This window comes from Bacillus sp. FSL R12-0074 (genome assembly GCF_038005725.1).
Taxonomy (GTDB): domain Bacteria; phylum Bacillota; class Bacilli; order Bacillales; family Bacillaceae_G; genus Bacillus_A; species Bacillus_A mycoides.
This window is the reverse complement of the sequence record NZ_JBBOTR010000001.1, coordinates 4,017,903-4,044,181: the sequence shown is the minus strand read 5'-3', so window position 1 is coordinate 4,044,181 and position 26,279 is coordinate 4,017,903. Positions and strand designations below refer to the sequence as shown.

Genomic DNA, 26,279 nt, shown 5'->3' with positions numbered 1-26,279 from the left:
ATTAATGCTGAAAAGATAGTTCTTGTTTAATTGATTGTAAAGATTTAGCGAATAACTCAGGCTCTTCTAAATCTGGAGAATGTGCCGAGTTTGGAAACCAAATCATCTTTTTAATAGGAGCTTGAATGATATCGCAATATTGTTGAACGAGTGCATAAGGAGTTTGATAATCATAGCGACCAGAACAAAAATAAACAGGAATAGATAAACTTGAAATAGATGAAAAGAAATCGATTGTCAGCATCTCTTCCCATAAAACTCCGGATTTTAAATTTCCTGCGAGAAATTTGAACCAATCTAATAGCGTATATTCAGGAGAAAAGAAGCCTTTTCGTATGAAAGAAAAGGAAGATCCATTTTGGATTGCTCCTCCGAATGTACCAAGCCACTTTCTTTGAATAATGAGGCGTCTCGTATCTAAAAAGGGTGGTTTCCCTAATTTTAAAAGAGAAGCTAATGCCTTTTTATGGTCATGTTTTTTGGCAGAGCTAATTAAATGTTGATATAGTAATTCTTCATTTTGCTTCATATGTACGATTTGACCGATGCCGATGTATGCTTCTATATATTCGGGACATTGATTAGCGATTTGTAGTCCGATAATACTTCCCCAAGAATGACCTGCGAGAAATAGTTTTTGCTTATTAAAGCGTTTGAGAAGATATTGAATAACCTTTTTTGCATCTGAAAAAAATTGATCAATCGTAAGATTTGTTTGGATGTCCCGCCATAAAAAGGATTTACCTGCCCCTCGCTGATCCCAATTAATAACGATAAAGTGTTTTTCTAACTCTTTTTGAAAATGGCGAATAAAGCCGATTTGTGCCATACCAGGGCCGCCGTGACAGCATAATAAAATAGGCTGTTCCACGTTTTGGCCGCGTATAAGGAGAGATTGTTTCCGGTCATTAATCATAACGCTTTCTATCGTAGCGATACTGTTAGGGATTAGTTGCTTCTTTTCGTTGTAAAACTGAGGGGTGTGGCTACGAAAAAGCATATGTAAACCTCCTTTTCTTAAATGGTATGAATCGCACAGGCTCTTTCTTTTGCATATACTACTAGAAAATCATTGTATCATAACATACTGGTTTGATTTCAAGTTTAGGCGATTAAGAGAGGAGGGAGAATGTGACGATTGGAGAAATTATTGATTCTTTAAATAGACGCGAATCAATCGCTATTATAGCGAAACGGCTTGAAATGAGCCCATATACATTATCAAAGAAATTAAGGGTGATTGGATATGAATATGATGGAGAGCAGAAAAAACGTATCTTTATAGGTGATGGCGAAGAGCCACGTCATTTGCAAATCCAAGAAGCTACTGCCCTTCAATATGCAAAAACAGACTATCAATTACTAATTTATGAACAATTACAAAGCATTTATGAATTGCTAAGAAAAAGAGAAGAAGTAAGTGTTCAAATTATAAGTAAGAGCACAGAGAAAAAGAAACGAACCTTTTCGATTAATATAGAAGTATTAGCAAGACTAGATGTTATATCGGAATCAAAAGGGATTCAAAAGTCTAAAATTGTAGAAGAAGCACTACAGGAATTTTTGCAACGGTATGATGTTAATCATGAAACGTATCCAGAGAAATAAAAGAAAGGATACTATGTTCCATATAAGAGCGTGTATCCTTTCTTTTATTTCATTTTTTGTTTTGTTTCGAAAAGTAATATAGGAACCAAACGGCATGATTTTGTTCATCAGCTGCTGCGCGCCGAAATGTTTCTTTCACTTGTTGATTTGTCGTTTCGTCAGCAATTTCTAAGTGAAAATCAACTGTTCGTTGCTCATCTTGCCGAATTTCAAGGATTTGAGTTCGTTCATTTATGTCTGGAGCTAAAGTAGCTAATCTAGCATAAAAATGAATGGCGCTATATTCTCCATTAATTGATTTCTCAATACTACGAATGTGTTTGTCGATACAATGTATCGTCATTGTTTGATAGAAATACATACAAATCTTCCCATTATAGTTTTCTATATACTACGAAGAAACAAGGGGCTATGTGCGTATCCTTTACTGCACTAGAAGAATGACAATACGTATGACTCTAAAAGAAGAAGCTCCTTGCATATAAAAGGAGCCTCTTCTTTCGAGTGTCACGCACTAGTTTGAATAGTATTTAATTGTTTTTTTGAATACGTCCATCAATAATCGGCTGAATTGGTTCTTTCACTTGTTTTACATAATCGACTAATGCTTCAAAATCGTTTGGACCAGTTTCAGCATTTTTTCCATTTTTAAAGGATACGAATCCATCACCGCCAGAAGCTAGGAAAGCATTTGCAACTACGCTATACGTTTTAGAGGGAACTAATTCTTCACCATTTGTTAAACGGATATTCGTAACCTTTTCGTTATTTGGTTTGTTTGCATCCCAAGTGTATTGAATACCTGAAATTTGAAGCATTCTCGTTGCTCCTTTTTGCCATTGTTGATTTAATATATCACGAATATCTTGACCTGTTAGATCTACTTTAATTAATTGGTTTCCGAAAGGCTGAATGCCGTATAATTCGCCCCATGTAATATCTCCAGCGTCTAGATCATTACGAATTCCACCAGGATTCATAAGAGCGATTTGTGTTTGCATAGTTTGGCGCTGGGCATCCGCAACTAAATTTCCAAGTGTAGATTCACCAGCATCGTTTTGTTTACGGTCGATAGGTGCTGTAGATTTTCCGACTACTTCATTTACAAGAGGTGCGATTTTTTCTTTATATTGATCTAACTTTTGTTTTACTTGTTTATCAGGCTCTACACCTTCATGGTACGTTGTAATAACTTCAGCTTTTTTCTTCACAATATCTTTTGTTTTTCTATCAATCGTTACATCTACATCAGAGAAAGCCATCCCGTAAGAGTTCGCTTGCACGATAAGTTTATTATTTACAGTACCATTTACGTACGTATGACTATGTCCGCCGAAAACAACATCAACTTCGGGATCTGTTTCATTTGCAATGCGAGTAAGGTCACCGTTTGTTACACCAGTGTCATCAGTTGTACCTCCAACGTGTGCAAGGACTACGATAGATTTAACGCCGAGATGCTTTAATTGTTGTGTGGATTTATTAATAGCCTCTACTTCATCAGTGATTTCTACATTTTTAAGCATAGTAGGCATAACGACATTTGGTGTATCCGTTGTAACAACTCCGATGAATCCTACAGGAATTCCGTCTACCATTTTTACAGTAAATGGTGGTAAAAATAAGCGGCCAGTTGATTTATTATAGAAGTTTGCAGCGACATAAGGGAAGTTTGCTCCTTTGAAATTCCCTGTTTTTTCGTGATATCCACCGTAAATGAGGCGTTTCATTTCATCGATACCTTCATCAAATTCATGGTTTCCGATTGTACCAACATCAAACTTTAAGTCATTTAAAAATTCAATTGTTGGTTCGTCTTGTAATAATGCGGAAACTGGTGGGCTGGCTCCGACAATATCTCCAGCATGTACGAGAAGTGTATTAGGGTTTTGTTTTTTGCGTTCTTTTAAATAAGTAGCTAAGTAATCAGCACCACCAGCTTCTTTATTGTTAATTTTTTTTACAGTATCTAGTTGTCCATGGAAATCATTAATACCAAGCATTTGTACGTCTATGTATCGGTTTTGTTCGGCAGGAGTCTGAGATGGAGGAGCGGCGAATACGCTTGAAAAAGTAATAGTACTTAAAACAGCAACAGCAGGAATAATTTTTTTCCACATAATTAATTTCTCCTTTTTTTATAATCTGACATCATACGACATAATTTTAATAGATTACTAGGATTATATCTATATAAAAATTTAGTTTTTTCGAAAAATTAACATATTTACAAAAGATAAATAATAGAGTAGGGAACCTTTTTTATTGTCGATTTCGCCGTGTATCCTCTATAATGGAGAAAAAAGTAAAAGGTGAATAGTATGAAGAAAAAGAAGCAAAGACAAACACAAAGACACTCTCAAATGAATCAACCAGAGAAAGAATCACTTACACTAGGTGATCAATTGAACGATTCGTTAATGCAACAATTAAAGAATAAGAAAAAAGAGTTGCAAGTGAGAGAAGAGAAAAAAGAGGCAGCAGAACAAGAAAGAAAGCGTAAGGAACAAAAAGAACGTGAAAAGAATAAATCATTTGAAGAACTATTAAGTGAAAGTAGCCTTACTTGGAAAGACTTTAAATAATAAAAAGATGATCAGTGAAATGCCGCTGATCATTTTTTTGACGAGTTTGTAAGAAAAGGGGAGTTAGAATGAGGGAAATTGTAGTCGTTCCGTATGAAAATCATTGGAGTGAGAAATTCCAAATGGAGGCCGAAAGATTAAAATCGGCGATGCCAGAAATGGTGAAAGTCCATCATATTGGAAGTACGTCAGTGCCAGGACTGGCAGCTAAACCTATTATAGATATGATTATGGAAGTAGAGAGTATCGACAGAGTAGATCATTGGAATGAACGTTTTAAAGAGCTTGGTTACATCGTAAAAGGGGAAAATGGTATTTCAAGACGTCGTTATTTTATTCATGGGACTGAGGAAAAACGCTCGTATCATTTGCACGTATTTGAAAAAGGGAATCCTGAGATAGTAAGGCATTTATCGTTTCGTGATTACATGATGGCTCATTGCGAAGAAGCAGAGGCATATGCAAATTTAAAGAAAGAACTAGCGGAAAAATATACATATGATGGCACGATGTATACGGAAGGAAAAAATGAGTTTGTACGTAATGTTGATGAAAAAGCGAAAGAATGGAAAGGAAATAACGTGAATGACTGAGTTCACGTTATTTTTTTAAATGTGTATAAAAGTATTATGTAAACTGTACGTATGTTTTGACTTTTTGGATGAATCTTGTTGAAATAAAGTGGTGGTTTATAAAAATGTAACAATGAAAGGGAGAACGAGTGTGCATATTCCAACAACTACACTTCATAATGGTGTGAAAATGCCGATGATTGGTCTAGGCGTTTATAAAGCGAAAGAAGGCAACGAGGTTAAACAAGCAGTAAAAACAGCATTAGAATTTGGATACCGTTCGATTGATACAGCAACTGTATATGAAAATGAAAGCGGTGTCGGAGAAGCGGTTCGTGAATCTGGAATCCCGCGAGAAGACTTGTTTATTACAACAAAAGTTTGGAACGACGATCAAGGGTACGAGGAGACGCTCGAGGCGTTTGAAAAAAGTTTAAAGAAATTACAAATGGAGTATGTAGATTTATATTTAATCCATTGGCCGATAAGAGGGAAGTATGTTGATGCGTACCGTGCTTTAGAAAAGCTATATGAAGAAGGTAAAGTGCGCGCGATTGGTGTTTCTAATTTTCATAAACATCATTTAGAACTGTTATTACCAAATTGTAAAGTGAAGCCGATGGTCAACCAAGTGGAACTTCATCCGATGTTAGCGCAATTTGAATTGCGTGATTTCTGTCAAGGTGAGCAAATTCAAATGGAAGCATGGAGTCCTTTAATGAGAGGCGGCGAAGTATTCCAGCATCCAATTATTCAGGCTATTTCTAAAAAATATGAAAAGTCACCTGCACAAGTTATATTAAGGTGGGATATTCAAAGTGGGATTGTGACTATTCCTAAATCTGTTACGCCATCTCGTATTAAAGAGAACTTTACTATTTTTGATTTCTCATTAACTGAAGAAGAGATGGATCAAATTAATACGTTAAATCGTAATTTACATGTAGGAACGAATCCTGATAAATATGATACGTTATAAAAAAAGACTGCCGCCTAGTGTTGGGGGCAGTCTTTTACTTTTATCGGTATCAATATTTTAGCGATGCAAAGCATATGAATCATACTTAACAATCTTTTGAAGTTGTACATATTCTTCTTTTGTTAAAGATAACTGTTGGCTAGCTTGTATATTTTCTTGCAATTGTTGAATAGAGCTTGCACCAGGTATAACAGCTGCAACAGTTTCGTTATGTAAGCAATATTGAATAGCTGTTCCTGTTAAAGAGCTTTCTCCGATTATTTCTTTTACACTCGCGAGTGTCGAATATAACTCATCGTAAGAATAAGAGAGGTAATCTTTTTCTTTTACTCTTTCTATCTTTCTTGCATTATTGTTAGTTAAAATCCCTTTTGCAAGTGGTCCGCGAGCAATAACGCTAATTTGCTGTTCATTAAGAAACGGGAACCATTCTTCAGGGCGACGATTTAAAAGGCTGTATTCCATTAATATGCTAACGATATTTGATCGTTTTGCATACTCACGAATGACATTTGGACGTATAGAAGAGATACCATAATGACGAATAATCCCTTCTTTTTTTAATTCTTCAAAGGCTTCAACTGTTTCATCTATAGGATCTTCAATCGTCCCGCCATGCAGTTGATATAAATCAATATAATCTGTTTGAAGTCTACGTAAACTCTCTTTTACTTCGGTCTTTATATAAGCTTTAGAAGGATCCCAAGACCAACCGTTTTTTTCTTCTGTCCATCGATTTCCAACCTTTGTTGTAAGAACAATTTGGTCGCGTTTTCCTTTCAGAGCTTTTCCAACAAATTCTTCATTTAATCCATAATCGTATAAGTCCGCTGTATCAAAAAAATTAATTCCTAAATCGATTGCCTCATCGATAATACGCATAGCTTCAGCCTCAGATGCACCGAGAGACATACAGCCAAATCCAATTTCCGTAACATATAAATCTGAGTTTCCTAATTGACGTTTTTTCATAGGTCAACCTCCTTACCTTTATTGTACGAAAGGGGAAGGAGGTTGACAAACGTTTACTTTTTATTTGCTGTAATCCACTCTTGTACAGTTGTATACTCTTTTCCATATTGTTTTAGCTTATGACGAATTTGCCATGCTTTGCCGACTAAAGTGACGCGATTTGGTAAAATGTAAACTTTCATTTCTATCACGCTCCTTTCAATGTGGTAAAATGTATGAAGAACGATTAGGAAATAGAACAGGGAGATGAAGTAGTATGAGTAATCTTGCAGAAAGAACAGTAAAAACTGAACCGATTTTTGATGGTAGAGTTATAAAAGTTCGTGTTGATGATGTAGTATTACCAAATGGAGAAATGAGTAAACGTGAAATCGTAAATCACCCTGGGGCAGTTGCTATTATTGCTATTACTGATGAGGGGAAAATTGTACTCGTTGAGCAGTATCGTAAAGCTCTCGAAAAGGCAATTGTGGAAATTCCTGCTGGGAAGTTAGAACCTGGGGAAAAGCCAGAGGTAACAGCAGTTCGTGAATTAGAAGAAGAAACAGGATATGTATGTGAAAATATGGAACTTATTACATCTTTCTATACATCACCTGGTTTTGCAGATGAGATTTTATATGTATATAAAGCGACAGGATTAAAACAAAAAGAAAATAAAGCAGCTTTAGATGAAGATGAATTTGTGGAATTAATGGAAGTGTCATTAGAAGAAGCGATTGATCTTATGAAAGACCTTCGCATACATGATGCTAAGACGATGTTTGCAGTACAATATTTACAATTACAAAAATAAACACTCGCCTAAGGCGAGTGTTTTTAGTTGATTTTTGCATATACACGTGCATCGCGTAAGCTGCCATCGGGTGCTAGGAAATCATTTTCCATTGTACCTTCTAAAATAAATTCTAGACGTTCTGCTAAGTTACATGCGTTTATATTTGTTGCATCAGTACGAATTTCAATTCTTCTAGCACCTAGTTTATCAAATGCAAATTGAATCGCACCTTTAATGGCTTCTGTCATATAGCCATGCTTTGTATAAGCGCTATGTAGCCAAAAGTGAAGTGAAAACTTTGGAATATCCCAGTTTTCAGGCTTGAGCGTAATAGCTCCGATGAATGTACCAGATACTTTATCGTATAAGTGGAAATCAAGTGTTTCACGAAGTAAAAACTGTCCGTGAGCTTCGCGAACAATTTCTTCAGCACGTTCTTCTGTTTCAGCTGTAATTGGCATCCATGGTAATAAGTCTTCTAGCGAAGCTTGGATTGCTTCATATACTTCTGTTCCATCACCTGGAAACGGCTTACGTACTTGCAAGCGCTCAGTTTGAAATAATGTTGGAAAATCTAATAATAATGGTTTCAAGAGAAATCCCTCCTATTCTCTACTTTTTAGTTTAGCAAAGTAGAGCGGAATTTCAATGCTAATTCGTCATACTTTTTTTCTTTCTTTCATACATTTTTAGTAAGAGTGTGAACGGAGGGAAGGAAAATGTGGCGAAAAACGTGGCAAGACCGTGTAATGTCTCACATACAGGAAAATTCTTCACTATATATATTTAATGCGGTTTTATTAATGATGGGAGTAATATTTGGAGCGATTCTTGTGAATAGTTTACAAATAAACCAAAAGCAAGATTTATCATTTTATTTACAGCGTTTTTTTGGACAAGTTTCTAAAGGAGAATTTGCTGTCGCAGGCGAAATGTTTCGAGAAAGTTACTTTTCGCAATTAAAATATATCGGCTTTATTTGGATTTTGGGGATTTCAATTATTGGGTTGCCGCTCATTTTTATCTTACTATTTTTAAAAGGGGTAGTTGTTGGATTTACAGTAGGTTTTTTAGTAAGTCAGCACGGATGGAATGGACTATTATTAGCATTTGTATCTGTATTGCCACAAAATTTAATTATAATTCCTGTATTTCTCGTAATGACAACAATTGCTGCAAGCTTTTCCTTACGCATGATTAGGCATCAATTTATTCGGAAAATAACTGAGCCACTATTACCGTTATTAATTCGCTATACATGCTTTTTTCTCGTGATTGGAGCGGTATTAGCTATTGCTTCCAGTGTCGAAGTGTATGCATCACCAGTTTTAATGAAAGAAGTTGTGGAGGCTATTAACAAACAATAAATATTTTTTGAGAATAATTATCAATTTGTTTTTATTGTTTTTCTTTTGACAGGAGCCCTTCTTCTGATATAATGGTGTAAGAGTGGCGAGGAGGGAGTAGTACCGAATGGAAGAAAGAATTGAACGAATTAAGAAGCAATTACATGCAGCGAGCTATAAATTGACACCACAACGTGAAGCAACAGTTCGTGTGCTGCTAGAAAATGAAGAAGATCATTTAAGCGCAGAAGATGTATACCTCCTTGTAAAAGAAAAGTCGCCAGAGATCGGATTAGCAACCGTTTATCGAACTTTAGAGTTATTGTCTGAGTTGAAAGTTGTCGATAAAATTAACTTTGGAGACGGTGTTTCGCGTTATGACTTACGCCAAGAAGGTGCACAGCGTTTCCATCATCATTTAATCTGTACACAATGCGGTGCTGTACAAGAAATACAAGAAGATTTACTTGGTGAAGTGGAGAATAAAGTGGAACGAGACTGGAGCTTTAAGGTGAAAGATCATCGTTTAACATTCCATGGGATTTGTAAAAATTGTCAAGAAAATGAAACGGATGAAAAATAACCTTTTCCTATTTAACTAGGAAGAGGTTTTTTATTTGAATAAGGTATAAATTGGTGAAAGCTTGGCATATGTTGTAATAACTTATATTTTGGAGGAATTTACAATGCGCCGAGCTTTAAAATTAACTTTTGATGGGATGAAAGTATTTTTATTATTTACAAGTTGTACGATTTTGTTTTATTTCGCTATACTATGGATAAATGAAGAATATGAAAGTTACCATCGTTATGAAAAGCCAAAAGAAGAGACTGTAGAAAAAGTATCAGGGAATGAGGAGCCGGAAAAGGATGCTTTCGTAAATAGAATGATGTTTTTCTATGAAAATGGGGAGTAGTGTAGATTGGAAGATCAATTAAAAGATTTTATTCATTATATGATTGTTGAAAAAGGTTTAGCGAAAAATACAGTTGTATCTTATGAACGCGATTTAAAAAGCTATGTGAAGTATTTGCAAAATGTAGAACAAACGAAGACGTTTCATGAAGTGACACGCTTGCATATTGTTAACTTTTTGCAGCATTTAAAAGAAAACGGGAAATCTTCAAAAACATTGGCGCGTCATATTGCATCGATTCGTTCGTTTCATCAATTTTTACTTCGTGAACGGGCAGTGGAGCATGACCCATCGGTACATATTGAAACGCCACAAGGGGAACGGAAATTACCAAAAGTATTATCGATCGACGAAGTGGAAGCATTGCTTCAAACACCGAAAACGGCAAGTGCTTTTGGGATTCGTGATAAGGCAATGTTAGAGTTGTTGTATGCAACAGGACTTCGTGTTTCAGAATTAATTGCATTAAATTTAGAAGATGTGCACTTAACGATGGGATTTGTTCGCTGTATCGGGAAAGGGAACAAAGAAAGAATTATTCCACTAGGAAGCTTAGCGACAGAAGCGATTCAAAAGTATATTGAAAAAGGAAGAAGAGAATTGATGGGTAAAAAAGCAGTAGATGCGCTCTTTTTAAACCATCATGGTAATCGATTATCGAGACAGGGATTTTGGAAAATTTTAAAACGGCTAGCGAAAGAAGCGAATATTGCAAAAGAGCTTACACCGCATACGTTGCGTCACTCTTTTGCTACGCATCTATTAGAAAATGGGGCAGACTTACGTGCTGTGCAAGAAATGCTTGGACATGCAGATATTTCAACGACGCAAATTTATACGCACGTTTCAAAAGCTAGATTAAAAGATGTATATAAACAGTTTCATCCGAGAGCATAGTTACTATGCTCTTTTTTTCATAGATTCAAAAGGCTATAGTACTTCACAAAAACTTCACAAACATTTCGTACATTGTTTTCAGCAGAAGACTAGAATATTACAATGTATTTCCTCTATACTAAATAAGGTATGAAGGAGGAAATGATGATGAAAAAACTTATTATGACTTTATTTATCGCGATGCTAGCATTGGCTGGCTGTAATACAAACAAAGAAGAACCGAAAAAAGAACAGAAACTGGAAGCTATAAAAGTAGCGGTTCAAACGAATCCGAAAGAAATTAAACCTGGTGAAAAAACAGAAGTACAAGCACTTGTTACACAAGGAAAAGAAAGAGTAACGGATGCTGATGATGTAAAGTTTGAGATTTGGAAAGATGGCGACGAGAAACACGAGATGTTAGATGGTAAGCATAAAGGAAAAGGTGTTTATGCAGTAGAGAAAACATTTGAAACTGATGGAGTATATCATATTATTCCTCATACAAATGCACGTGAAATGCATGTTATGCCAGAAACAAAAGTCGCTGTAGGAAATGCAAAAGTAGAAGATGCGAAAAAAGAAGAAGGTCATGGGGATCATAAAAGTGATACGATGATACATCTTATGGCTGGTGATATTAAAGCAAATGCTGAATCAACAATGAAAGTTCATTTGAAGCAAAAAGAAGAAGCGTTAACTGGTGCTGAAGTACAACTTGAGATTTGGAAAGATGGTGTTGAAAAGCACGAATTTATTCCAGCGAAAGAAGGAAATAAAGGAGAGTATGAAACGAAACATACTTTCAAAGAAAACGGTGCTTACAAAGTGAAAGTTCATGTTAAAAAAGGTGAACTACATGAACATAAAGAAGAAACAGTAGAAGTAAAATAAAAAGTAGCTCTTTAGAGCTGCTTTTTATTTTTATATTAGGAAATATGTTATAAAATGATTAGCACTTCTTTGCAGAATGGATTACAATAGAAGGGTAAAGAAAATGAGGAATTCTACGAAAATGTATTAAAAAGAAAGCGTAAACATGTTATGATATCAATATCAGATGTCTGACATCTGACTTGGAAAAACCTAGAAATGTTTTTGATTCGTTTGAAAGTAAAACGAAAAAGTTAGAGAATGATTTAAAGCAGTACTGTTTAATAATGAGGACGAAAGATAATTCCCATTGATAACAGTTTCACTTTATAGCGTTTTGAACATACTACAAGAAGTAGAACTGAACATATAGGAGGTTGCAGTTATGAATAAATATAAACGTATTTTCCTAGTCGTAATGGACTCTGTGGGAATCGGTGAAGCACCAGATGCTGAGCAGTTTGGTGATTTAGGTTCTGATACAATTGGTCATATCGCTGAACATATGAATGGACTACACATGCCAAACATGGTGAAATTAGGCCTTGGTAATATTCGTGAAATGAAAGGAATCTCTAAAGTAGAGAAACCGCTTGGATATTATACAAAAATGCAAGAGAAATCTACAGGTAAAGATACAATGACAGGTCACTGGGAAATCATGGGCCTTTACATTGATACACCATTCCAAGTGTTTCCTGAAGGATTCCCGAAAGAATTACTTGATGAATTAGAAGAAAAGACAGGTCGTAAAATTATCGGTAATAAACCAGCTTCTGGAACTGAGGTACTTGTGGAGCTTGGTCAAGAACAAATGGAAACAGGTTCTTTAATTGTTTACACTTCTGCTGATAGTGTATTACAGATCGCAGCTCATGAAGAAGTAGTACCACTTGAAGAGCTATATAAAATTTGTAAAATCGCACGTGAATTAACATTAGATGAGAAGTACATGGTAGGGCGTGTTATTGCTCGTCCGTTCGTTGGAGAGCCAGGAAACTTCACACGTACACCAAATCGTCATGACTATGCGTTAAAACCATTTGGTCGCACAGTAATGAATGAACTTAAAGATAGCGATTATGATGTAATTGCTATTGGTAAAATTGCTGACATTTATGATGGAGAAGGTGTAACTGAATCACTTCGTACGAAATCAAATATGGATGGAATGGACAAGCTTGTAGATACATTAAATATGGACTTTACAGGTATTAGCTTCTTAAACTTAGTTGACTTTGATGCCTTATTTGGTCATCGTCGTGACCCACAAGGGTACGGAGAAGCTCTACAAGAATATGACGCACGTCTTCCAGAAGTATTCGAAAAACTAAAAGAAGATGATCTATTATTAATTACAGCAGACCATGGTAATGATCCAGTACATCCTGGTACTGATCATACACGTGAATATGTACCGTTATTAGCATATAGCCCAAGCATGAAAGAAGGCGGACAAGAGTTATCACTTCGTCAAACATTTGCTGATATTGGTGCAACTGTAGCAGAAAACTTTAATGTTAAAATGCCAGAACATGGAACAAGCTTCTTAAACGAGCTAAAGAAATAGGGGGATAAACAGATGAATCGTGAACTAATTACAAAATCAGCTTCATACTTAAAAGAGAAATTTCAAGAGACACCACAAGTAGGACTAATCCTTGGATCTGGACTAGGTGTATTAGCAGATGAAATCGAGAACGCAGTAACAGTACCATACAGTGAAATCCCTGAATTCCCAGTTTCAACTGTAGAAGGACATGCAGGTCAACTTGTATTCGGTACACTTCAAGGTGTAACAGTAGTAGCAATGCAAGGACGTTTCCATTTCTATGAAGGATACGATATGCAAAAAGTAACATTCCCAGTTCGTGTTATGAAAGAACTAGGTGTAGAAACAGTTGTTGTAACGAACGCAGCTGGTGGTGTAAATACATCATTTGAACCAGGCGATCTTATGTTAATTTCAGACCATATTAACTTCATGGGTACGAACCCATTAATCGGACCAAATGATTCTGAAATGGGTGTACGTTTCCCTGATATGTCTACATCATATACGCCAGAACTTCGCGAAATGGCGAAACAAGTTGCAGCAGATTTAAATATTAAAGTACAAGAAGGTGTATATGTTGGAATGACAGGTCCTGTATATGAAACACCTGCTGAAATTCGTATGCTTCGTACACTTGGCGGAGATGCAGTTGGTATGTCAACAGTACCGGAAGTAATTGTAGCTCGTCATGCAGGTATGAAAGTACTAGGTATTTCTTGTATTTCAAATATGGCAGCTGGTATTTTAGATCAACCACTTCACCACGATGAAGTAATTGAAACGACAGAACGTGTTAAAGCTAATTTCTTAGCATTAGTAAAAGCAATTGTAAAACAAATGAAGGGGTGACTTCACAATGAGAATGGTGGACCTAATTGCAAAAAAACGTGATGGACATGCATTAACGACAGAAGAAATTAACTTTATCGTTGAAGGATACACAAATGGTAGTATTCCAGATTATCAAATGAGTTCACTTGCAATGGCAATTTTCTTCCAAGATATGAATGATCAAGAACGTGCAGATTTAACGATGGCAATGGTAAATAGCGGTGATACAATTGACTTATCAGCCATTGAAGGGGTAAAAGTAGATAAGCATTCAACGGGTGGAGTCGGTGATACAACGACACTTGTATTAGGTCCATTAGTAGCTGCTTTAGGTGTACCAGTTGCGAAAATGTCTGGACGAGGTCTAGGACATACGGGTGGTACAATTGATAAATTAGAAGCAGTACCAGGATTCCATGTGGAAATTGAAAATGATGAATTCATGCGTCTTGTAAATGAAAATAAAATCGCTGTTATTGGTCAAAGTGGAAACTTAACACCTGCTGATAAAAAGTTATATGCGCTTCGTGATGTAACTGCAACAGTAAATTCAATTCCTCTTATCGCTAGCTCAATTATGAGTAAGAAAATTGCTGCTGGTGCAGATGCAATTGTTCTTGATGTAAAAACTGGAGCAGGCGCGTTTATGAAAACGGATGAAGATGCAAAGCGTTTAGCAGAAGCAATGGTACGCATCGGTAATAACGTTGGTCGTAATACGATGGCGGTTATTTCTGATATGAGTCAGCCGCTTGGTGAAGCAATTGGTAATGCATTAGAAGTACAAGAAGCAATTGATACATTACAAGGTAAGGGACCGAAAGATTTAGAAGAGTTATGTTTAACACTTGGAAGTCAGATGGTGTACCTTGCTGGACAAGCTTCATCTTTAGAAGATGCACGTGAAAAGTTAATTGAAGTAATGAACAATGGTAAAGCGCTAGAATCATTTAAAACGTTCTTATCCGCGCAAGGCGGCGATGCATCTGTTGTTGATGATCCTTCTAAATTGCCACAAGCACAATTTAAAATTGAAGTGGAAGCGAAAGAAGACGGTTACGTATCGGAAATCGTTGCAGATGAAATCGGAACAGCAGCAATGCTTTTAGGAGCAGGGCGTGCAACGAAAGAGTCTGAAATTGATTTAGCAGTTGGTCTAATGCTTCGCAAAAAAGTAGGCGATAGCGTGAAAAAAGGTGACTCTCTTGTTACAATTTACGCAAACCGCGAAAATGTTGAAGACGTAAAAGCGAAAATTTATGAGAACATGAAAATCGCTAAAGGTCACGTAGATGCACCAACTTTAGTACACGGTATTGTAACGAAGTAATAAAGTGAAACTTTAATCAGTGGGGGCTTTATCCCCACTGATTATTAGCCTTCACCAATCGGGCATTTACGGGCAGTTGATCCCAGACCTAACTTCTTTGCTTTCGCTGAATTTTGAGGTAGGGGTCTTACTGCCCGCAAATAGCGGGATAAAAAAAGCTGAGGAGATTTCTCCTTGGCTTTTTTTACTATTTTTTGTTTATAATAGTAATGGGTGAAATTATGATTAGAATTTGTACAATAACGAAAAAAAATGAAGTTTTATATGATGTTTCGCTAGAAGAAACGAAAAAAGAGAACATCATATGGTATTGGCTTGATTTATATAAGCCAACGAAAGAGGAGTATACATATATTTTACAAGATCACTTCAAGTTCCATCCCCTTGCAATTGAAGATTGTGTAGAGTATGTACAGAGACCAAAGGTAGATTTTTATGATGGATATAACTTTTTAGTTCTTCATGCATTCGGAGAAGACGGATTAGAACCGCATGAAATCGATTTATTTATTAGTGATCGATATATAGTCTCTTTCCATTTCTCTCATAACAATGCGATTGAAAGAGTATGGAAAACGCTCGGTGAAAAGAAACGTATTAAGAAGAGTCCTTTGCATGTAGCACATACAATTATTGACCAAATTGTAGATGATTATTTCGCACCTGTTTATTACATCGAAGACCATTTAAATGCAATTGATGATAATTTAACGGGTGAGACAGCAGGAAGTGTGCTAGAAGAAGTATTTGATATTCGTGCAGATTTATCTAAGCTAAGGCGTACGATTATTCCGATGCGTGATTTATTGTATCGTATATTAAATTCAACACGTTTTTACGGTATAAGCGATCATGAAATTTATTTTAAAGATATACATGATCATTTGCTTAAACTGACAGAGATGATTGAAGCGAGCCGTGAATTAACAGCAGATATTCGAGATAGTTACTTTTCGTTGAATTCCCACCATATGAACAATATTATGAAAACATTAACTGTTTTCTCAACTATTTTCATGCCGTTAACATTTATTGCAGGGGTATACGGCATGAACTTCGCACATATGCCAGAGCTTGGCGGGAAGTATAGTTATTTTATTTGCTTAATTTTAATGGCATTAATTGGCGGCGGAATGATGGCTTGGTTTTATAAAAAAGGTTGGTTTAAGTAAAAAAACACCGAGGATTTCCTCGGTGTTTTTTTCTTAGCCAATAGCGTGTAATACGAACATGGCTAAGAATAAGCATGTAATAATATACATGGACGGTGCGACTTCTTTACGCTTTCCAAGTGCAACTTTCAAGATAGGATAAGCGATAAATCCGAACGCAATGCCATCAGCGATACTATATGTGAGCGGGATCATAACGATAATTAAAAACGCTGGAAATCCTTCTGAAAAGTCGTTCAGAGGAATTTGTTGAATGCTTGTAATCATCAGCCCGCCAATAATAATTAAGATTGGTGCAATGGCACTGTCAGGAATTATTTTGACAAACGGAAGCGCAAACAGTGATGCGAAGAATAACAACCCTGTAACGATAGACGTCAGACCTGTCTTTCCGCCTGCAGTAATACCTGCGGCACTCTCTACTGTTGAAACGGTAGGGCTTGTGCCAAATAGACCACATGTCATTGCTGAAATTGCATTTGCTTGGTAAGCACGTGGGAATTTACGATCATCTTCTAATAAACCATGTAAAAGTCCCATGTTCTCAAAAATAAGCACCATGCTTAAGGAGAATGTTGCAATCCAAAATGGCAAGGAAGAAAGTTTCCCAAATGACATAGCTCCAAACACATCGCCATAATTAGCGAATGAAAACGAACTATTTCCCATTTGACTCGTATCAACAAGACCAAACAGCCATGCAATACCAGTTCCAATTGCAATCGTCCATAAAAAGCTTCCACGTACGTTACGCGCAAATAGTACAAGTGCGACAATAAGAGTAAGTAGTGTGGCAAGAACGACAGGACTACTTAATTTTCCCATTGCAACAGCAGTATTAGGATGCGAAACGACTAAACCACCTTTTTGCAAGCCGATGAAAGCTAAAAACAACCCGATACCGACAGTGATCGCTTCCTTTAATGACTTTGGAATCGATACCGAAAGCACGCGAGCAATCGGTGTAAAAGCAGCAATTGTAAAAATAATACCGGCGATAAAAACAGCTGCCAATGCTTCTTGCCAAGTTAAACCGAGCGTATGCACAGCAGTGTACGTGAAGAATGCATTTACACCCATACCAGGGACAAGAATAGCAGGTGCATTTGCCCAAAATGCCATGAGTAGACATCCGACAAATGAACTAAAAACAGTTGCCAAAATTCCTGCCTCAAGAGGAATGCCGGCATCTGATAAGATTGACGCATTTACAATCATAATATAAACAATTGTGAAAAATGACGTGACTCCAGCTAAAACTTCTTGTTTTGGTGATGTTTGGTGTAAGTCTAATTTAAATGTTCTTTCAAGTATTCCTTTCATGTTAAACCTTCTTTTTCATATCCCTCTCCCACCCGTGATATCTCTTATGTAAGAGCTCACCGTCCTTTATTATATCAGAACATCATGTTTTTACAACAACGAAAATGATAACGGTTACTTATAAATGAGTTTATTTATAAATACGTAAAAATTGCCCGGATAGATGAAATGATTTCTAGTTCTCCTGATTGAATGGGCGGAGCTGCTTGCGCATGCAAAGTAGCATATGATGCGATCTCCCGTGGTAATTGGGCAGATTCTTCAACGAGTGAGAGGGGAACAGGATTAATATTTAAATTGTAAGTACTCGCAATTGTACGAGCTTTGTCTACTGCTTGTTGCAGAGCTTGAATGAGAGCTTGCTCATAATATTTATTTGGATGAGATATTCGAAAACGTAATCCTTTTGCTACGTTTGCCCCATTTGTAACGGCTATATCATATACTTCCCCTGCTTTTTGCACATTTAAAACGGTAATTTCATACAAATGCTCCACACGGTAGCCTTGTAGTAATGCTTTATCATTTACATATTCGTATTGAGGAGTAATCGTATAAGAAATGGTTTCTATATCTTTATCGGCAATACCTAGCTGTTTGAGTGCATCAAGCAATTGTTTCGATTGCACTGCATTTTCTTTTTGCGCCTGTTTTACATTTTTACTATCTGTTCGAATGCCCAGTGTTAATATGACAACATTTGGTTTTGCCTTTATAATGCCTTCTCCTTGTACAGTAATAGTAGCTTCTTTACCAGTATTTGTCGTACGGATATTATGTAAATACGGATTCATTCCACTTTGCATTTATGCTCACCATCCTTTTTTATATGTATATGTGTGAACAAAAAAGAAAATCTTATGAAAAAAGTTACATAAATGAGAATGTTGAGGGAAGAAAGCATATACAATATAGGTATTTATAGATTATAATATGTGTAAATATGATAAAAAAGGGACGAGGCTAGTGAACGAAAATAGAGAAACACTGATTTTAGATTTATCTGCATCATTTCGAAAGATGATACGTTTATTACAAAATGATATTAATACACGTTTTTCAGAGCATATGCCATATAATGAATTCTCTGTATTACGTGCGTTATTTTTAAAAAGTCCACAGATGGCTTCGCAAATTGCGAGTGAAGTAAACGTAACCTCCAGTCATATTACAGCTGTAACAGATCGTCTCGTGCGAAAAGGGTTTGTTGAAAGAAAACGTTCAAATTCGGACCGTCGTATCGTATACTTAGAAATTACTGAAAACGGACGAGAAGTAACTGAAAAGCTTGAAGCTGTGCGTAAAGAATATTATAAAGAGAAATTTAAAGGTTGGAGCGACCAAGAGATAGAAATGGTTTTAGAACTATTTGGCCGCGTATTATAATAAATGAGGATAGGAAGCGAGAGCTTTCCTATCCTTTTTCTTTTGAATAAAAATATTTTGAAACTCCGATACTTTAATTAAACAGATCGGAGGAAAGATTATGAAATATATTGCTGCACTTACCATTTTACTTGGAAGTTTTTTCTGCTTTCATACATTCATGTACGCTGATACCCCTATCCAAGTGGTGCAAAAAGAAGTGAAGTACATTGAGAATGATAATACCGTCTTGTATTCGAAATTATGGGTTCGTTCTATGCAAAACGCAGTATTATTTCATCATAGCGATAATGTTCGTAATCAGGACACTTTGCGTAATGTAACAAGTTCATCGCTCGTTAAAGCGAAGCAATTACCATTTAAGAAAGCATCAATGTACATTCCAAGATTATCGCAATACGTATCAAAAGCAGGGAAAGAAAATATTCAAGTGCACTACATTGCGGTGCACTATAATGTGAAAAAAGAAAATGCGTATCAATTAAATGGCATGAACTATTTTCTGCAAGTATTTGTGAAAGAGCGCGGTGAATGGAAAATTGCTGAAAGTGTAGTCGCGCCGACAGAGCAAATTGTGAAAAATGGTGATGGATTTGGGATGAAAGAAGAGATGGTGTATGGAGATAGGAGAGAGAATGTGAAATAACCTCCTTTTGAAGGAGGTTATTTATTAAAAAATTACATTTTACTATTTTACTCCCAAAGAAATCCTTTTCTTTAATAAGCGTGATAACACGATATAGCAAATTAGACCAATTACACCAAAGCCAATATAATAACCAATAATTGATTGTGTTCCTCCTATTATGCGACCTCCAAATAGGGCGAAACAAAATACAGTACATGCTATAAAAGGCTTGTAGAGCTTTGAGAATAAAAGCAATTTACCGTTTTGTTCATTAGGCGATTGTGTATATAAATAGGTACCTAAAGGTAATAAGATAAGTATGTACACAATTGGAGTTAATAATTTCCAAGCAGAAGGTATTTTTGAAAAATTAGGTTCGTTTATGCGTTTTCCGTTTTTATCTGTATAAGCTGATTGTGGATCGTAATCAAATCTAATCTCTAAGTCCTCAATAGGTGAAAGTATACTTGTATGTGATGAAATTGATACGTATTGATTTTCAATTTTATAAGTTTTCTCATGAGTTTCGTACAAGTGAACTGAAATAAAACCAGCCAAAAGTAAGGCCAATCCGTATGGTAAAATAAGCATAATACCAGTGAATATACTTTGAGAAAGTATATTAGCAGTTATTGTTCCCATAAATAATGTCAAAGTATAAATAGCAATTAATACAATGACTGTATAAAGAAAATAAGAATGAAATGGTGAGAATAACTGGTATTTATTATGAAAGGTCGTCTTTTTTAAAATTGCGAAAAGTCCCCAATTTATTGCATAGACAGCAATAATATTGAATACCCCTAATAACCATTTTGTAAGATATATATATCTTCGTTTAAAAGGCATTGACCATAAAGCATCCATGGTTTGGTTATGGCGCTCCCAACCAATTTGAACACATGCTAACGCAATAATTACAATTCCCTGTATAAACAAATGGTCTTCAGGACTAAGGGAAAATTGATAATGATAATTAACTTTTTCCGTGATAGTTTGTGAAAAATGAAAGGATTTTGCAGCATCTAAATAATATTTATAAGATAGTGTATAGAAGCTAGTAATCCAAAAAAGCCAAATGAAATATTTTCCCTGTTTATAGCTTTGTAACCATAATGCTTTTTGAAACATAGGATCTCTCCTTTATAAAACTTTATAATTTGTAAGGCGTGATAGTGCAAAATAGCTGAGGGTTCCAAATAAAATTAGCCCAAAATAATAGCTAAATATCAAATCAAAATAGTGTAACATGCTCCCACCGATTAAAGCAAAATAGAAAGTTGTCCCGACAATCCATAGTTTTTGTTTTTTTTGAAATGAAAATACTTTTTTATTATTTTCATTAGGTGAATGCTTATATAAAATAACCCCCAGTAATAAGAAACATATTGTATATAGAATGGGTACTAGTAATATTTTAGGAGAACTATAGTCATAGAATACAGGTCCTTCCTTTTTAGTTGGTTGGTTCCTCATATCATAATTATATCGAATATGAAAATTTTTTATGGGAGCAAGAATTTTTGTTTGCTGGTCTAAATGATAGATTGCTTCATATTTATTTGAAGAATGTTCTGTATCCATATTTAAATGTGCATTATAAAAAGAGAAGAGCAAAGAAAAAATTCCAAACCCTTTAATTAAATATAAAACACAGAAGGTACCTTGAGAAATGATACTTCCTGTAAAAGTTCCGATACATAAAGCTGTAGTATAGAGAGCGATATAAGTAATTATTGCATAGAAAAAATATCTATGGAAAAAGTTGAATGATTGAAATTCAAAGTGAATTGTCGTTCTATATACAAGGTACATTAGAGCCCAGCATAGTAAAAGACATGTAACAATGTGAATAATGCCAAATAACCATTTCGAAAAAAAGATGGTGCTACGTTTAAAAGGCATTACCATTAAAGAATCACTCAACTTCAAATTGCTACGTTCCCATCCAATCATTAAGCAAGCTAGTGCAATGATAGAGAGAATAATGATGGAATTGTAATCTGAGAAGTAATAGTCGTAATAAAACTCTCCTGTTGGGTTATATTTATAGAAAAAATCCATCTGGGTTTGGGATGCCTTATAGTATTTATAAGGGAAAACATACATAGATACTAAAAACATTATTAATACAGCGTATTTCCCGCGCTTCCAATTCCACATCCACAACGCCTTATGAAACATACCCATCCCCCTCAAGTGTCGTAACGAAGACATCTTCAAGTGACATTGATAATTCTTCAATGAGTATTGGTTGCTCTTTATAAAACTTCTCCAGTGTTGTAGCCACATTTTCCTCAATTAAGATTGTATATACTTTTCCTGTTTGGTTTAATATTTTAATATTGCTTAAGTTTTCTAGTTTTTGAGGTAATGAACGTTCATAAGCAACTTGTATTTTGGCAAATCGTGATTTTGCATCATCTAGTGATGTAATAGAATCTACTGTATGTCCTTTTAAAATAATGATTGTATCGGCAATTTTTTCAACTTCATCTAAATGGTGAGTGGAGATGAAAATTGTAATTTCTTTTTCTGCTACTTCTTCAACGAGAAATTGTAGAATCTGTCTTTTAACGATAGGATCAAGTCCGTTTGTCGGTTCATCTAAAATGACATATTCTGCTTTTGCAGCGAAAGCTAAAATGATCGCAAGCAGTGCTTTCATTCCTTTTGAGTAACTACGAATACGTTTGTTTGGTAAATTAAAACGTTCTAATATTTCATAAAAATACTGTTCATCAAATGCTGTATAAACCGCTTTATAAAACTTTACGATTTCCTTCATTGTATATCCGTTCAGTATGTTAGTAGAGTCTGGAACGTATACAACTTTTTGTTTAATTTCAGGATGCATATGAATATCTGTATTATTATATGTAACAGTTCCTTCATCGGGGTCTAAAATGCCGACCATCGTTCGTAATAAAGTTGTTTTCCCTGCGCCATTTCTTCCGAGCAATCCGACGATACTACCTTTTTGTAATGTGAAAGAAACATCGTCTAAAATCGTTTGGTTATCAATTGTTTTCTTCAAGTTTGTCACTTTCAACATCTGTATTTCCTCCAATCTCTTTATAGTATGAATCTATCCAATCGTGAATTTTATCTTTCGTAATCCCAAGATAAGAGGCTTCTAGTAATAATTGATGAAATTGCTTTTCAACCATAGTGATTTTCCTTTCGTCTAATGTTGGGGTAATCGATTGGGCTACAAATGTTCCTTTTCCTCGTAATGTTTCAATAATCCCTTGTCGCTCTAATTCTTGATAAGCTTTACTTACTGTATTTGGATTTATAACGAGCAAAGAAGCAAGCTCGCGTACAGAAGGAAGTTTATCACTTGGAGCTAACATATTTTTTAGTACGAGCTCTTTTATATTTTGAACAATTTGTTCCCATATCGGAGTGTTGCTTCTTGGATCAAGTTGAATATGCAAGAGCAATGTCTCCTTCCTAATGAGTATTAAGTGTACTACTACGTGTAATACACTTAATACAATATAGGCAATGAATTTATTTGTCAACTGAAAATAATAGAAAAATATGGTATTAAAAATGTATAAATTGGAAAAAATAAGTTTGATATAGAATGGAGGGTTAGTCATGAAGCGAGTTTTTGGAATACTTGTTTGTTTCATGTTATTGCTTTCTGGTACTTCAGTTAGTTTCGCACAATCTGAGAAAACGAAGCAGGAAAAAACAGAAGAAACCACGCCGAAGTTAGCGGAACAAGCGTCGTCAGCGATCGTAATTGAGCAAGATACAGGTAAAGTTTTGTTTGATAAAAATCCGAATGAAAAGTTACCACCTGCTAGTATGACAAAGATTATGACAATGCTATTAATTATGGAACAAGTTGAAAAAGGAAAACTAAAACTAAACGATAAAGTTAGAGCGAGTGAACACGCAGCTTCAATGGGCGGATCACAAATTTTTCTAGAACCTGGGGAAGAGATGACTGTAAATGAAATGTTAAAGGGCATTGCAATTGCATCTGGAAATGATGCATCTGTTGCAGTAGCTGAGCATATCGCTGGTTCAGAAGAAGGTTTCGTAAATATGATGAACAAAAAAGCGAAAGATCTAGGATTGAAAAATACACATTTTCAAAATCCGACAGGTCTTCCAGCGAAAGATCATTATTCTACAGCGAATGATATGGCTATTATGGCGAAAGAGTTGATGAAGTATCCACTTATTCGAAAATACACAGGTAAATATGAAGACTATTTACGTGAAAATACGGATAAGAAGTTTTGGCTTGTTAATACGAATAAGCTAGTACGTTTTTATCCTGGAGTAGATGGAGTGAAAACAGGCTTTACGACAGAAGCGAAATATTGTTTAACGGCATCGGCTGAGAAAAATGGTATGCGTGTTATTTCAGTTGTAATGGGAGCACCTACATCAAAAGAGCGGAACAATCAAGTAACGAAGCTTCTTGATTATGCATTTGGACAATACATGACAAAGAAATTATATACACGTGGTGAGAAAATTAAGACTGTACAAGTAGGAAAAGGTAAGGAAGAAAAAGTAGATTTAGTTGCGTCAGACAATGTGTCTCTTCTTATGAAGAAGGGCGAAAATATGGACAAAGTTAAACAAGAAGTGATTGCTGAAAAGAAAGTGAAGGCACCGATTAAAAAAGGTGATGCACTTGGCACACTTGTTATTAAAAGAGATAAAGATGTTTTATTAAAACAAACAATTGTAGCGAAAGAAGATGTTGAGGCAGCGAGCTGGTGGGAGTTATTTAAAAGAAGTTTTGGGATGTTTTCAACATCAAAATAGCGGCGGGAATTTTGATGTTTTTCTGTTCGTATTTACTGAAATAATTGCTGAAAGGTTTCACTTTATGACGAAATAGTTCTTCTTTTGTCAGTAGGAAGGATTCTGATTTTATATCACGAAAATCTTATGTTAATGAGTAAAGTTTGAGCATAAGGAGGAAATCGTGTGAGTCTTTCCATGCATTTAGAAGTAAAACGTGACGTCTTATGTGTGAGGCTAGAGGGCGAGTTAGATCATCATACTGCTGAAGAGTTGCGAACGAAAGTCACAGATATGATTGAGACACATGGTGTTCATCATATTATTTTGAGCCTAGAGAACTTAACATTTATGGATAGTTCTGGTTTAGGCGTTATATTAGGCCGATATAAACATGTAAAGGGATTAGGTGGAGAGATGGTTGTCTGTGCAATTTCACCGCCCGTTAAACGTTTATTTGAAATGTCAGGTCTATTCAAAATTGTTCGTTTAGAAGAAAGTGAAGCGCATGCGCTCGCGACGTTGGGGGTGGCGTAGATGAGAAATGAAATGAACCTTCAATTTTCAGCGTTAAGTCAGAATGAATCATTCGCTCGTGTTACGGTAGCTGCTTTTATTGCGCAATTAGACCCGACGATGGAAGAACTAACAGAGATTAAAACAGTTGTGTCAGAAGCGGTTACAAATGCAATTATTCATGGGTATGAAGGAAATGCAGAAGGTGTTGTTTATATTTCAGTGATTTTGGAAGAAGCGATGGTGAAACTCACGATTCGAGATGAAGGGATTGGTATCTTTAACTTAGATGAAGCAAGACAACCCCTTTTTACAACTAAACCTGAATTAGAGCGTTCCGGAATGGGATTTACTATCATGGAAAATTTTATGGATGAAGTAGAAGTTATTTCAAACGAATCTTTCGGGACAACAATCCATTTGACAAAATACTTATCAAATAGTAACGCTCTATGCAATTAAGGAGAATAGCCAATGGACATAGAGGTCAGAAATGAGAAGAAGAAACCTCAGTTAAAGGACCACGAGCTAAAAGCGTTAATTCAAAAAAGTCAAGATGGAGATCAACAAGCGAGAGATACAATCGTTCAAAGTAATATGCGTCTCGTATGGTCGGTTGTACAGCGATTTCTTAATCGAGGATACGAACCAGACGATTTATTTCAAATTGGATGTATTGGACTCTTAAAATCGGTAGATAAATTTGATTTATCTTTCGACGTGAAATTTTCAACATATGCAGTTCCAATGATTATCGGTGAAATACAACGATTTTTACGTGACGATGGATCAGTGAAAGTAAGTAGATCTTTAAAAGAAACAGGAAACAAAGTCCGAAAGATGAGAGACGAGCTTTCGAAAGAATTTGGAAGGGCTCCAACGATTAATGAGGTAGCACAGGCTCTTGAACTAACGCCGGAAGAAGTTGTTCTGGCGCAAGAAGCGAGTCGTGCTCCTTCGTCGATACATGAAACCGTGTATGAAAACGACGGAGATCCAATTACTATTTTAGATCAAATTGCAGATCAATCGGAAACGAAATGGTTTGATAAAATTGCTTTAAAAGAAGCAATTAGAGAATTGGATGAACGAGAAAGGCTAATTGTGTATTTGCGCTATTATAAAGACCAAACCCAATCAGAAGTAGCGGAGCGCATAGGCATTTCGCAAGTACAAGTTTCAAGACTTGAAAAGAAAATATTAAAACAGATGAAAGATCGAATAGATGAATAGCTATCTATTCGATTTTTTTTTTA

Annotated in this window: 32 protein-coding genes; 20 read left to right on the top strand and 12 right to left on the bottom strand. The window is 35.6% G+C overall.

Going from position 1 to position 26,279, the window contains the following annotated elements; genetic code table 11:
* Nucleotide 1: 1 nt before the first annotated feature.
* Nucleotides 2-1,000, bottom strand: a complete 999-nt coding sequence (locus NSS97_RS20925; protein WP_002128974.1) for an alpha/beta fold hydrolase — start codon at nucleotides 998-1,000, stop codon at nucleotides 2-4.
* A 131-nt stretch (nucleotides 1,001-1,131) separates the two neighbouring features.
* On the opposite strand from NSS97_RS20925, the gene NSS97_RS20920 reads away from it, so the two are divergent.
* A complete protein-coding gene (locus NSS97_RS20920) occupies nucleotides 1,132-1,608 on the top strand; it encodes a ribbon-helix-helix domain-containing protein (RefSeq protein WP_002014948.1) in 477 nt (158 codons plus the stop codon).
* A 49-nt stretch (nucleotides 1,609-1,657) separates the two neighbouring features.
* On the opposite strand, the gene NSS97_RS20915 is transcribed toward NSS97_RS20920, so the two are convergent.
* Nucleotides 1,658-1,969 carry a ferritin-like domain-containing protein gene (locus NSS97_RS20915; protein ID WP_044442718.1) on the bottom strand — a complete coding sequence of 104 codons (312 nt, stop codon included), beginning with the start codon at nucleotides 1,967-1,969 and terminating at the stop codon, nucleotides 1,658-1,660.
* Between the two features lie 169 nt (nucleotides 1,970-2,138).
* A complete protein-coding gene (locus tag NSS97_RS20910) occupies nucleotides 2,139-3,728 on the bottom strand; it encodes a 5'-nucleotidase C-terminal domain-containing protein (protein WP_107886380.1) in 1,590 nt (529 codons plus the stop codon).
* Between the two features lie 201 nt (nucleotides 3,729-3,929).
* On the opposite strand from NSS97_RS20910, the gene NSS97_RS20905 reads away from it, so the two are divergent.
* The 3 genes from NSS97_RS20905 (at nucleotide 3,930) to NSS97_RS20895 (ending at nucleotide 5,744) form a co-directional block, all read left to right on the top strand.
* Nucleotides 3,930-4,193: a YqkE family protein gene (locus tag NSS97_RS20905; RefSeq protein WP_002014945.1), complete on the top strand. Its 264-nt coding sequence runs from the start codon at nucleotides 3,930-3,932 to the stop codon at nucleotides 4,191-4,193.
* Nucleotides 4,194-4,261: 68 nt separating this feature from the next.
* The gene (locus NSS97_RS20900; protein ID WP_002167715.1) at nucleotides 4,262-4,786 is read left to right on the top strand and encodes a GrpB family protein; all 525 of its coding nucleotides are present in this window, start codon (nucleotides 4,262-4,264) and stop codon (nucleotides 4,784-4,786) included.
* A 130-nt stretch (nucleotides 4,787-4,916) separates the two neighbouring features.
* On the top strand, nucleotides 4,917-5,744 hold the full coding sequence (locus NSS97_RS20895) for an aldo/keto reductase (RefSeq protein ID WP_341113956.1): 828 nt from the start codon (nucleotides 4,917-4,919) through the stop codon (nucleotides 5,742-5,744).
* Between the two features lie 57 nt (nucleotides 5,745-5,801).
* Here the strand turns inward: NSS97_RS20895 and NSS97_RS20890 are convergent, their stop codons facing one another.
* Nucleotides 5,802-6,716 carry an aldo/keto reductase gene (locus NSS97_RS20890; RefSeq protein ID WP_016096157.1) on the bottom strand — a complete coding sequence of 305 codons (915 nt, stop codon included), beginning with the start codon at nucleotides 6,714-6,716 and terminating at the stop codon, nucleotides 5,802-5,804.
* Between the two features lie 53 nt (nucleotides 6,717-6,769).
* Complete coding sequence (gene mciZ / locus NSS97_RS20885) at nucleotides 6,770-6,898, bottom strand: Z-ring formation inhibitor MciZ (RefSeq protein ID WP_000870295.1); 129 nt, start codon at nucleotides 6,896-6,898, stop codon at nucleotides 6,770-6,772.
* Between the two features lie 74 nt (nucleotides 6,899-6,972).
* Here mciZ and NSS97_RS20880 point away from each other — a divergent pair, with 74 nt between their 5' ends.
* Entirely contained in the window at nucleotides 6,973-7,512 is a 540-nt protein-coding gene (locus NSS97_RS20880; protein WP_002014941.1) for an NUDIX domain-containing protein, read from the top strand.
* A 23-nt stretch (nucleotides 7,513-7,535) separates the two neighbouring features.
* On the opposite strand, the gene NSS97_RS20875 is transcribed toward NSS97_RS20880, so the two are convergent.
* Nucleotides 7,536-8,087, bottom strand: a complete 552-nt coding sequence (locus NSS97_RS20875; protein ID WP_002033881.1) for a GNAT family N-acetyltransferase — start codon at nucleotides 8,085-8,087, stop codon at nucleotides 7,536-7,538.
* A 126-nt stretch (nucleotides 8,088-8,213) separates the two neighbouring features.
* On the opposite strand from NSS97_RS20875, the gene spoIIM reads away from it, so the two are divergent.
* From spoIIM to corA, 9 genes are all read left to right on the top strand, one after another.
* Nucleotides 8,214-8,861 (top strand): stage II sporulation protein M, encoded by a 648-nt coding sequence (spoIIM, locus tag NSS97_RS20870; RefSeq protein ID WP_107886382.1) that lies wholly within the window; start codon nucleotides 8,214-8,216, stop codon nucleotides 8,859-8,861.
* Between the two features lie 106 nt (nucleotides 8,862-8,967).
* Entirely contained in the window at nucleotides 8,968-9,423 is a 456-nt protein-coding gene (gene fur / locus NSS97_RS20865; protein ID WP_000392654.1) for a ferric iron uptake transcriptional regulator, read from the top strand.
* Nucleotides 9,424-9,526: 103 nt separating this feature from the next.
* Complete coding sequence (locus NSS97_RS20860; RefSeq protein WP_002088473.1) at nucleotides 9,527-9,757, top strand: YqzK family protein; 231 nt, start codon at nucleotides 9,527-9,529, stop codon at nucleotides 9,755-9,757.
* A gap of 6 nt (nucleotides 9,758-9,763) precedes the next feature.
* The gene (gene xerD, locus NSS97_RS20855) at nucleotides 9,764-10,654 is read left to right on the top strand and encodes a site-specific tyrosine recombinase XerD (RefSeq protein ID WP_002014937.1); all 891 of its coding nucleotides are present in this window, start codon (nucleotides 9,764-9,766) and stop codon (nucleotides 10,652-10,654) included.
* A 144-nt stretch (nucleotides 10,655-10,798) separates the two neighbouring features.
* Nucleotides 10,799-11,527 (top strand): FixH family protein, encoded by a 729-nt coding sequence (locus NSS97_RS20850; protein ID WP_002088470.1) that lies wholly within the window; start codon nucleotides 10,799-10,801, stop codon nucleotides 11,525-11,527.
* 364 nt (nucleotides 11,528-11,891) lie between these two features.
* Nucleotides 11,892-13,076 carry a phosphopentomutase gene (gene deoB / locus NSS97_RS20845; protein ID WP_002014935.1) on the top strand — a complete coding sequence of 395 codons (1,185 nt, stop codon included), beginning with the start codon at nucleotides 11,892-11,894 and terminating at the stop codon, nucleotides 13,074-13,076.
* Nucleotides 13,077-13,088: 12 nt separating this feature from the next.
* Nucleotides 13,089-13,910 carry a purine-nucleoside phosphorylase gene (locus NSS97_RS20840; RefSeq protein ID WP_001078443.1) on the top strand — a complete coding sequence of 274 codons (822 nt, stop codon included), beginning with the start codon at nucleotides 13,089-13,091 and terminating at the stop codon, nucleotides 13,908-13,910.
* 7 nt (nucleotides 13,911-13,917) lie between these two features.
* Nucleotides 13,918-15,222 carry a pyrimidine-nucleoside phosphorylase gene (locus tag NSS97_RS20835; protein WP_044442729.1) on the top strand — a complete coding sequence of 435 codons (1,305 nt, stop codon included), beginning with the start codon at nucleotides 13,918-13,920 and terminating at the stop codon, nucleotides 15,220-15,222.
* Nucleotides 15,223-15,431: 209 nt separating this feature from the next.
* The gene (gene corA, locus NSS97_RS20830; RefSeq protein ID WP_341113953.1) at nucleotides 15,432-16,394 is read left to right on the top strand and encodes a magnesium/cobalt transporter CorA; all 963 of its coding nucleotides are present in this window, start codon (nucleotides 15,432-15,434) and stop codon (nucleotides 16,392-16,394) included.
* Nucleotides 16,395-16,427: 33 nt separating this feature from the next.
* Here corA and NSS97_RS20825 read toward each other — a convergent pair whose 3' ends face one another.
* Both NSS97_RS20825 and NSS97_RS20820 read right to left on the bottom strand, forming a co-directional pair.
* Nucleotides 16,428-17,717, bottom strand: a complete 1,290-nt coding sequence (locus NSS97_RS20825) for an NCS2 family permease (RefSeq protein ID WP_002143039.1) — start codon at nucleotides 17,715-17,717, stop codon at nucleotides 16,428-16,430.
* Between the two features lie 134 nt (nucleotides 17,718-17,851).
* Nucleotides 17,852-18,523, bottom strand: a complete 672-nt coding sequence (locus tag NSS97_RS20820; protein ID WP_107886383.1) for an SIMPL domain-containing protein — start codon at nucleotides 18,521-18,523, stop codon at nucleotides 17,852-17,854.
* A gap of 160 nt (nucleotides 18,524-18,683) precedes the next feature.
* Between NSS97_RS20820 and NSS97_RS20815 the strand changes: the two genes are divergently transcribed.
* Complete coding sequence (locus NSS97_RS20815) at nucleotides 18,684-19,103, top strand: MarR family winged helix-turn-helix transcriptional regulator (RefSeq protein ID WP_002088468.1); 420 nt, start codon at nucleotides 18,684-18,686, stop codon at nucleotides 19,101-19,103.
* 100 nt (nucleotides 19,104-19,203) lie between these two features.
* Complete coding sequence (locus NSS97_RS20810; RefSeq protein WP_002033896.1) at nucleotides 19,204-19,749, top strand: hypothetical protein; 546 nt, start codon at nucleotides 19,204-19,206, stop codon at nucleotides 19,747-19,749.
* A gap of 42 nt (nucleotides 19,750-19,791) precedes the next feature.
* Here NSS97_RS20810 and NSS97_RS20805 read toward each other — a convergent pair whose 3' ends face one another.
* Genes NSS97_RS20805 through NSS97_RS20790 form a run of 4 tightly spaced genes read right to left on the bottom strand, consistent with a single transcriptional unit; the run spans nucleotide 19,792 to nucleotide 23,171 of the window.
* The gene (locus NSS97_RS20805; RefSeq protein ID WP_107886384.1) at nucleotides 19,792-20,862 is read right to left on the bottom strand and encodes an ABC transporter permease subunit; all 1,071 of its coding nucleotides are present in this window, start codon (nucleotides 20,860-20,862) and stop codon (nucleotides 19,792-19,794) included.
* A 12-nt stretch (nucleotides 20,863-20,874) separates the two neighbouring features.
* On the bottom strand, nucleotides 20,875-21,915 hold the full coding sequence (locus NSS97_RS20800; protein ID WP_341113950.1) for an ABC transporter permease: 1,041 nt from the start codon (nucleotides 21,913-21,915) through the stop codon (nucleotides 20,875-20,877).
* Nucleotides 21,905-22,786, bottom strand: coding sequence for an ABC transporter ATP-binding protein (locus NSS97_RS20795; RefSeq protein ID WP_341113946.1), 882 nt, complete (start codon nucleotides 22,784-22,786; stop codon nucleotides 21,905-21,907). Before NSS97_RS20795 ends, NSS97_RS20800 begins: the two co-directional genes overlap by 11 nt.
* Nucleotides 22,752-23,171 carry a GntR family transcriptional regulator gene (locus NSS97_RS20790; protein WP_061689300.1) on the bottom strand — a complete coding sequence of 140 codons (420 nt, stop codon included), beginning with the start codon at nucleotides 23,169-23,171 and terminating at the stop codon, nucleotides 22,752-22,754. Before NSS97_RS20790 ends, NSS97_RS20795 begins: the two co-directional genes overlap by 35 nt.
* Nucleotides 23,172-23,337: 166 nt before the next feature.
* Here NSS97_RS20790 and dacF point away from each other — a divergent pair, with 166 nt between their 5' ends.
* From dacF to sigF, 4 genes are all read left to right on the top strand, one after another.
* Entirely contained in the window at nucleotides 23,338-24,528 is a 1,191-nt protein-coding gene (dacF, locus tag NSS97_RS20785) for a serine-type D-Ala-D-Ala carboxypeptidase DacF (protein WP_002088461.1), read from the top strand.
* A 165-nt stretch (nucleotides 24,529-24,693) separates the two neighbouring features.
* On the top strand, nucleotides 24,694-25,044 hold the full coding sequence (spoIIAA, locus tag NSS97_RS20780) for an anti-sigma F factor antagonist (protein WP_002128957.1): 351 nt from the start codon (nucleotides 24,694-24,696) through the stop codon (nucleotides 25,042-25,044).
* Nucleotides 25,045-25,485 (top strand): anti-sigma F factor, encoded by a 441-nt coding sequence (spoIIAB, locus tag NSS97_RS20775; protein WP_001243400.1) that lies wholly within the window; start codon nucleotides 25,045-25,047, stop codon nucleotides 25,483-25,485.
* Nucleotides 25,486-25,497: 12 nt separating this feature from the next.
* On the top strand, nucleotides 25,498-26,256 hold the full coding sequence (gene sigF, locus NSS97_RS20770) for an RNA polymerase sporulation sigma factor SigF (RefSeq protein WP_002014922.1): 759 nt from the start codon (nucleotides 25,498-25,500) through the stop codon (nucleotides 26,254-26,256).
* Nucleotides 26,257-26,279 lie beyond the last annotated feature (23 nt).